Origin of the sequence: Sphingomonas sp. (assembly GCF_964263785.1) — a bacterium.
In the GTDB taxonomy this organism is placed as follows: Bacteria; Pseudomonadota; Alphaproteobacteria; order Sphingomonadales; family Sphingomonadaceae; genus Sphingomonas.
In genome coordinates, this window is record NZ_CAXVWL010000013.1 from 1 (window position 1) to 6,054 (window position 6,054).

The 6,054-nt window shown below is 66.1% G+C and carries 4 protein-coding genes; 2 read left to right on the top strand and 2 right to left on the bottom strand.

The genetic code is table 11. From position 1 onward, the window contains the following. Nucleotides 1–268 (bottom strand): transposase (locus ACE5C1_RS01190; protein ID WP_374942237.1); only part of this gene is annotated, 268 nt, incomplete at its 3' end. Nucleotides 269–517: 249 nt separating this feature from the next. Here ACE5C1_RS01190 and ACE5C1_RS01195 point away from each other — a divergent pair. Then, nucleotides 518–4,669 (top strand): Eco57I restriction-modification methylase domain-containing protein, encoded by a 4,152-nt coding sequence (locus tag ACE5C1_RS01195; RefSeq protein WP_374942238.1) that lies wholly within the window; start codon nt 518–520, stop codon nt 4,667–4,669. 114 nt (nt 4,670–4,783) lie between these two features. On the opposite strand, the gene ACE5C1_RS01200 is transcribed toward ACE5C1_RS01195, so the two are convergent. Continuing rightward, the gene (locus tag ACE5C1_RS01200) at nt 4,784–5,386 is read right to left on the bottom strand and encodes an SOS response-associated peptidase family protein (protein ID WP_374942239.1); all 603 of its coding nucleotides are present in this window, start codon (nt 5,384–5,386) and stop codon (nt 4,784–4,786) included. 193 nt (nt 5,387–5,579) lie between these two features. On the opposite strand from ACE5C1_RS01200, the gene ACE5C1_RS01205 reads away from it, so the two are divergent. Beyond that, complete coding sequence (locus ACE5C1_RS01205) at nt 5,580–5,843, top strand: helix-turn-helix transcriptional regulator (RefSeq protein WP_374942240.1); 264 nt, start codon at nt 5,580–5,582, stop codon at nt 5,841–5,843. The last annotated feature ends 211 nt before the right edge of the window (nt 5,844–6,054 follow it).

Consider the following 6,054-nt stretch of genomic DNA (forward strand, 5'->3'; position numbering starts at 1 on the left):
GCTCCAGGAAACTCGGGAAGTAGCTGCCCTTCCTCAGCTTGGGGACGGCCAGCTCGATCCGGCCCGCACGCGTATCCCAGTTGCGTTCACGGTAGCCGTTGCGGTGGTTCAGGCGGTCGGGCGAGCGGGCGCCCGCCGGCACCCCCGTCCTCGCCTCGATCTCCAGGTCCATCATGCGCTCGGCGGCAAACGCCAGCATCTCGCGCACCAGGTCAGCATCCGCCTCTTGCTCGACCAACTCGAGCAGGGCCATCTTGGCATCGGTCATCGTCGTCTTCTCCAGGTTCGAGTTCGCATCCGAACCCTAGCCGAAGACCGGCGATGGCCACCTCATCCGGGGCCGCTTCCTACACCACGTCCGGGGACACTACCCGGGCCGGAGCTACGGTCGGGTGATCACCGCGCGGAGAGCATACACGAATCATTCCGGCTACACCGATTTCGAACCTGCCGCCTCGACATCCTTGAGGCAGCAGTCGCGCTTCCCTATGCCTCCCCGCAGGGGAGAGTGTAGCGCGTGTTGCAGGGGGGGCTGTTTACAAGGGATTGGCTGACACAAGGCATCACCGAGAGCACGCCTTGGCGTGACCTCGACGACGTCGCGGTAGCGGGTACCCGTGAGCGGATCGGCGCGCTACTGACCGCGCTGACTGCGCGCAAGAACCCGGTCGAGGCGGAAACCGAGAACAAGCTCGTGTACCCAGTCCTCCGCGAGCTCGGCTGGGAGTACCTGTCCGTTCAGCAGCGGATGGACGCGAAGGGCCGCAACGACGTGCCGGATGCGCTGCTGTTTCCGGATGCGGCGGCGGACGCGGCGGCGGCCGGACTGGAACCGTGGCAACGCTTCCGCCATGGGGCTGCACTCGTCGAGGCCAAGCGCTGGAATCGGCCGCTCGATCGCGCCGCGCAGGGCGATCAGGGCGTGCCGGCCGCCCAGGTCATGCATTATCTCAGCCGCGCAGACGTAATCACGCAGGGGCAGATGCGATGGGGCATTCTGACAAATGGCCGCCAATGGCGGCTCTACTGGCAAGGCGCGCTTTCGGTCGCCGACGATTACCTGGAAATCGACTTAGGCAAGGTCTTCGACCTTCCCGGCTGCGAGGTCGAGCTGTTCGACGCCGATGTCTCCGCCAATCACGCGTTCCGCCTGTTCCTGCTCCTGTTCGGCCAGGCAGCGTTTTTACCGGCCGAGCAGGGGAGGTCGTTTCACGATCAAGCGCTGGTCGACGCGCGGCAGTGGGAGGAGAGGGTTGCGCGCGACCTCTCCGACGTCGTGTTCGACCGAGTCTTCCCGCTGTTGGTGCAAGCGCTGCCGCAGCACGATCGCGAACGGCCGGCCCAGATCAATGACTCCTATCTGGAGCAGGTGCGCTCGGCCGCGCTGATGTTGCTCTACCGGCTGTTGTTCATCCTCTACGCCGAGGATCGCAACCTCCTGCCGGACGAACGCGGGCCTTATGCCCGGTACAGCCTCACGCGCATGCGGCAGGCGATCGCCGACGCACGGGAGGGCGGGATTACCCCACCAGCGCGGTCCACAGAGTATTGGAACCGGCTGGAGACGATCTTCGGCGCGATCGCAGAGGGCGACGACGACCTCGGCATCCCGCCATACAACGGCGGACTCTTCGATCCTGCCAGCGCGCCGCTGCTCGCCCGCGTGCGGCTGCCGGACACTGTCACGGGTGAGGTCATCTTCCTCCTCTCGCACCGGCAGGCGCAGCCACGACCGCGCTACATCAACTATCGCGACCTGTCGGTGCAGCAGCTTGGCTCAATCTACGAGTCGATCCTGGAATATGCGGTTGAGGCCGACGGCGCTGGCGGCGTGCGCCCGCGGCCGGACAACAGCGCGCGGCACCGTTCCGGGTCCTACTATACACCGGAGGACCTGGTCGGCCTCATTATTGAGCGTGCGGTTGGCCCGTTGGTGAAAGGGATCACCGACGCCTTCGCGCAGGCGTTGGCCGCGGGAAAGACCGGCGAGGCGCTGGCGGAGCTCGATCCTGCCACGCGCATGCTCGACCTCAAGATCGTCGACCCGGCGATGGGCAGCGGGCATTTTCTGGTCAGCCTTGTCGATTGGCTGTCGGATGCGGCGTTCAAGGCGACTGAATCCGCCGCCGTGGCCGCAGGTGCCGCCTACACCTCGCCGCTGCTGGGTAGGATCGCCAATCTGCGATCCGACATCCTCGCTCGCGCTGCCGAGCGGAACTGGCCTATCGTCGCCGAGCAGCTCGACGACCCGCACATCGTCCGTCGCATGGTCCTGAAGCGCTGCATCTACGGCGTCGACCTGAACCCCATGGCGGTCGAGCTCGCCAAGGTCGCGCTGTGGCTGCACAGCTTCACCGTCGGCGCGCCGCTGTCGTTTCTCGACCACCACTTGCGCTGCGGCAATAGCGTGCTCGGCGCCTGGGTGCGGCCGACCACGCTCTGGCTTGCCAACCGCGGGTCGCTTCTCGCCAACAACCACCTGTCCGCCATTGATGCCGTCGCCAGGACGATGGGCGAGATCGAGACGATTCCGGACAACGATCTCGCCGAGGTCAAGCAGTCCGAGGGCCTGTTCGCGACGGTCACGGAGGCGAGCCGCCCGCTCGCCGCGCTGTTTGACCTTATCGAGGCGGATGCCCTGATGGGCACCACCGCCAACGCGCCTGGCCGCATTCGCGAGACGGCCGAGCAGATGGCGTCGGTTGGCCGAGCGACGGTCGCGCAGATGCCGACCGGCTCTTCGGCCCAGCAGGCGCTCAAGGCCAAGAAGGAGGGCGCCCTCGAGAAAGCGCTTGCCCGTGCGGCGGAGGCCGAGCGGCGCTACGACGAGGCGCAGGCGCTCAAGATGGTGCTGGACGGCCGCTTCGGCGATCCCGCGCGCATCTCTGCGGGCGAGATCGCGCTCGCCGATGAGGGCACGCGATCGGGCGAGCACGTCGGGCAAACGAGCCTTTTGCCAGAGGTGCGCCCGGACGAGCGCTTTAGCCTCATCGCCAATGCACTGGTCGGCCGCGCCCGGGCGCTCGCCGCCGAGCACCGCTTCCTCCACTGGGAGGTGGCGTTCCCCGGCGTGTGGCGCGATCTGGCGTCGAGCGGCCGCACTGGCGGGTTCGACGCGGTGATCGGCAACCCGCCCTATGTGCGCCACGAGGTGATCAGCGCGATCAAGCCGGCGCTGGAGCTGACCGACCACCGCGGCTACCGCAGCTATGCGGGCACCGCCGACCTCTACGTCTACTTTTACGAACAGGGGCTGAAGCTGCTCCGGCCCGGCGGGCGCATGGCCTACGTCGTCACCAACAAGTGGCTGAAGGCTGGGTACGCCGAAGGCCTGCGCCGCTTGTTCGCTGAGGACGCCTGGGTCGAGTTCATGGCCGACTTCGGCCACGCCAAGCGCTTCTTCCCGGACGCAGATGTTTTCCCCTGCGTGATCGCAGCACGGCAGCCGGACGGCGGCGCAGCACCAGAGGAGTTCGAGCTGGCGGTGATCCCGCGCGACGACGTGCCGCGTAGCGGCCTCGAGGAGGCGGTGCGCGCCGCGACGTATCTCGCGCGGCGCGACACGCTGACGCCGGAGCCCTGGACGCTGGAGCCGCCGGACGTGGCCGCGCTGCTCGCCAAGATTAGGACCGCTGGCGTGCCGCTGGTCGATTACGCGGGAGTAAAGCCGTATCGCGGCGTGCTGACTGGCTTCAACGAGGCGTTCTTAATCGATACCTCGACCAAGGAGCGGCTGATTGCGGAGGACGGCCGCGCTGCCGAGATCATCAAGCCCTATCTTCGCGGGCAAGACATCGAGCGCTGGCTGCCGGACTGGGCGGGGCTGTGGATGATCTTCACGCGGCGCGGGATCGCCATCGACAACTACCCATCCGTGCTGCGTCACCTAGAGCAGTATAGGGCCGGGCTGGAGCCGAAGCCCGCAGACTGGCGCCCTGTGTCGAAGGACGACAAGTGGGCTGGCCGCAAGGAAGGCACCTATGCCTGGTACGAGATCCAGGACAGCGTGGATTACTGGCAGCGATTTGAGCAACCAAAGATTGTTTACCAGGAAATCCAGTTTTATCCGAACTACGCTTTTGATACGACCGGGTTGTTTGGTAACAACAAAACTTTCCTGATCTCGTCCGCCGACCATGCGTTGCTCGCTGTCCTGAGCTCACCGCTGATGTGGTGGCACAACTGGCGCTTCCTGCCGCACATGAAGGACGAGGCGCTGACGCCTGTCGGCTTCCGAATGGAGCAGCTGCCAGTCGCGCCCATGAAGACGTCTGATGCCGCCGAGGTGGACGAGCGGATCGCGCGCCTTCGCGAGACGACCGCGTTAATTCGTGCTTCCGACCATGCGCTCGCCGACTGGCTTCACCACGAGATTGGCCTGTCCAAGCTCACCGGCGCGCTAGGCAAAGCGAGCCGGCTGGTAAGCGATAGCTTCGTCGTCGCCGTTAGGGCCGCGCTGCCGAAGAACACGGTGCTCACGCCCACGCGCCTCCAACAGCTCCGCGCCGCCTTCGCCGACACGGCAGAGCCCGCGCGGGTTTTGCGCACCTCCGCGCTCGCCGACGAACGCGCGGTGTCCGACATCGTCAACCGCGCTTATAGCCTGACGCCGGAAGAAGTCGCGCTGATGTGGCGCACCGCGCCCCCGCGCATGCCGCTGACGTCGTAACCAGATGAACGCATGACCGGAGTCAGGAGCTGAAGATCGGAGCGCGAATGACCGGCTTTGGGTCAAGCCCGGCAGTCGGGCGCTACACGAGAGAGAAGCCGCCAGGCGTCGGGACTACCGGACCTGCTCGACCGAGAGCGAGCCCGCCGGTAGCGGCTTGCAAAAGTCCATCGCCGGTACGAGCGGGTCCAACCAGGCTTCCCAGTTTTCCGGCTTAAGCAATACAATCTGCCGGTTGTGGAAGGGTGCGATGTCAGGCCCCGGTGCTGTGGTGAGCATCGTCCAGGCCTCGCCGACCTTCGCGTCCGTTCGCCAAAGCCCTGCAACGCAGAACCAATTTAGACCCCGCATCGTGAACCGCCACTTGCTCTTCGGCGGCTTCTTCCCCGAGCCGGGCTCCGTCGGCGTGTCGGTAAATTCGAAGAAGGCGTCGACCGGGATCAGGCACCGTCCGTGATCGAGAGCACGACCGTCCGAGCGGAAGTTGTAAACCGGCTTGCCGGTCGGACCCGGCCAGCTCCAGCGCCGCGTCACGAGTTCCGCTTCGCCCGGCACGTCTGCGGCGGCGCGGATGATCACGCTCGCGTCGGTGATCCGGATGCTGTCGAGCGGGGCCATGTTGGGCAGCCCCTCAGGGAAGCGCAGCGGAATCCTGGTCTGGCCCCAATCGGAGCGCAGCTGATCGAGCGGGATGCGGCGCGCGGCTTCGTTGCACATCGGCATGGATTAGCAGCCCGGCAGCAAAATGGCAGCGACTACTCGCTAGGATGTCGCAAGGCTCGCGACCGTCGTGTGGTCGGATTTACAACCCCGTCCATTCGGCCACCCGCCAACGCCTTCCAGCGCCGATGGTCGCCTCCGCCGCGCGGCTCCAGCCGGAGCTGCGCGAGCCTAGGCTGAGGAGGCGATCATGCCCGATATCATCAAGGACACGCGTTATCTGCGCACGAAGGAGGCGGCGCATTATGTCGGCCTCTCGGCGCGCACGCTGGAGAAGCACCGCACATACGGGACCGGTCCGCAGTACAAGAAGATTGGCGGCCGCGTGGTGTACACGCTCGAAGAGTTGCGGGCCTGGGCCGACCGGGGCAGCTGCGCGTCCACCTCGGACCCGAACAACGCAAACGTCTCGCCGCCAGTGCGGCGCAACCTCGCCGGTCAGGGGCGGACGTGATGCACGGCTCCTCGCGCCACGTCGGCTCTCTCCCTCAAAGTGATCCCCGCAATCGGTCGCTCGTCCACGCACCGGCGCGCCCGCGACATCGGCTCTTTATCCTGGCTGGAGCAGCGTTGTCCGCATTGCTCTTTCCGGCGATGCACCGTTCGTCATTGCGCTTGGTCTGGAATACGACCGCCAGCGTACCCATCGGGCTTTATCATATCGT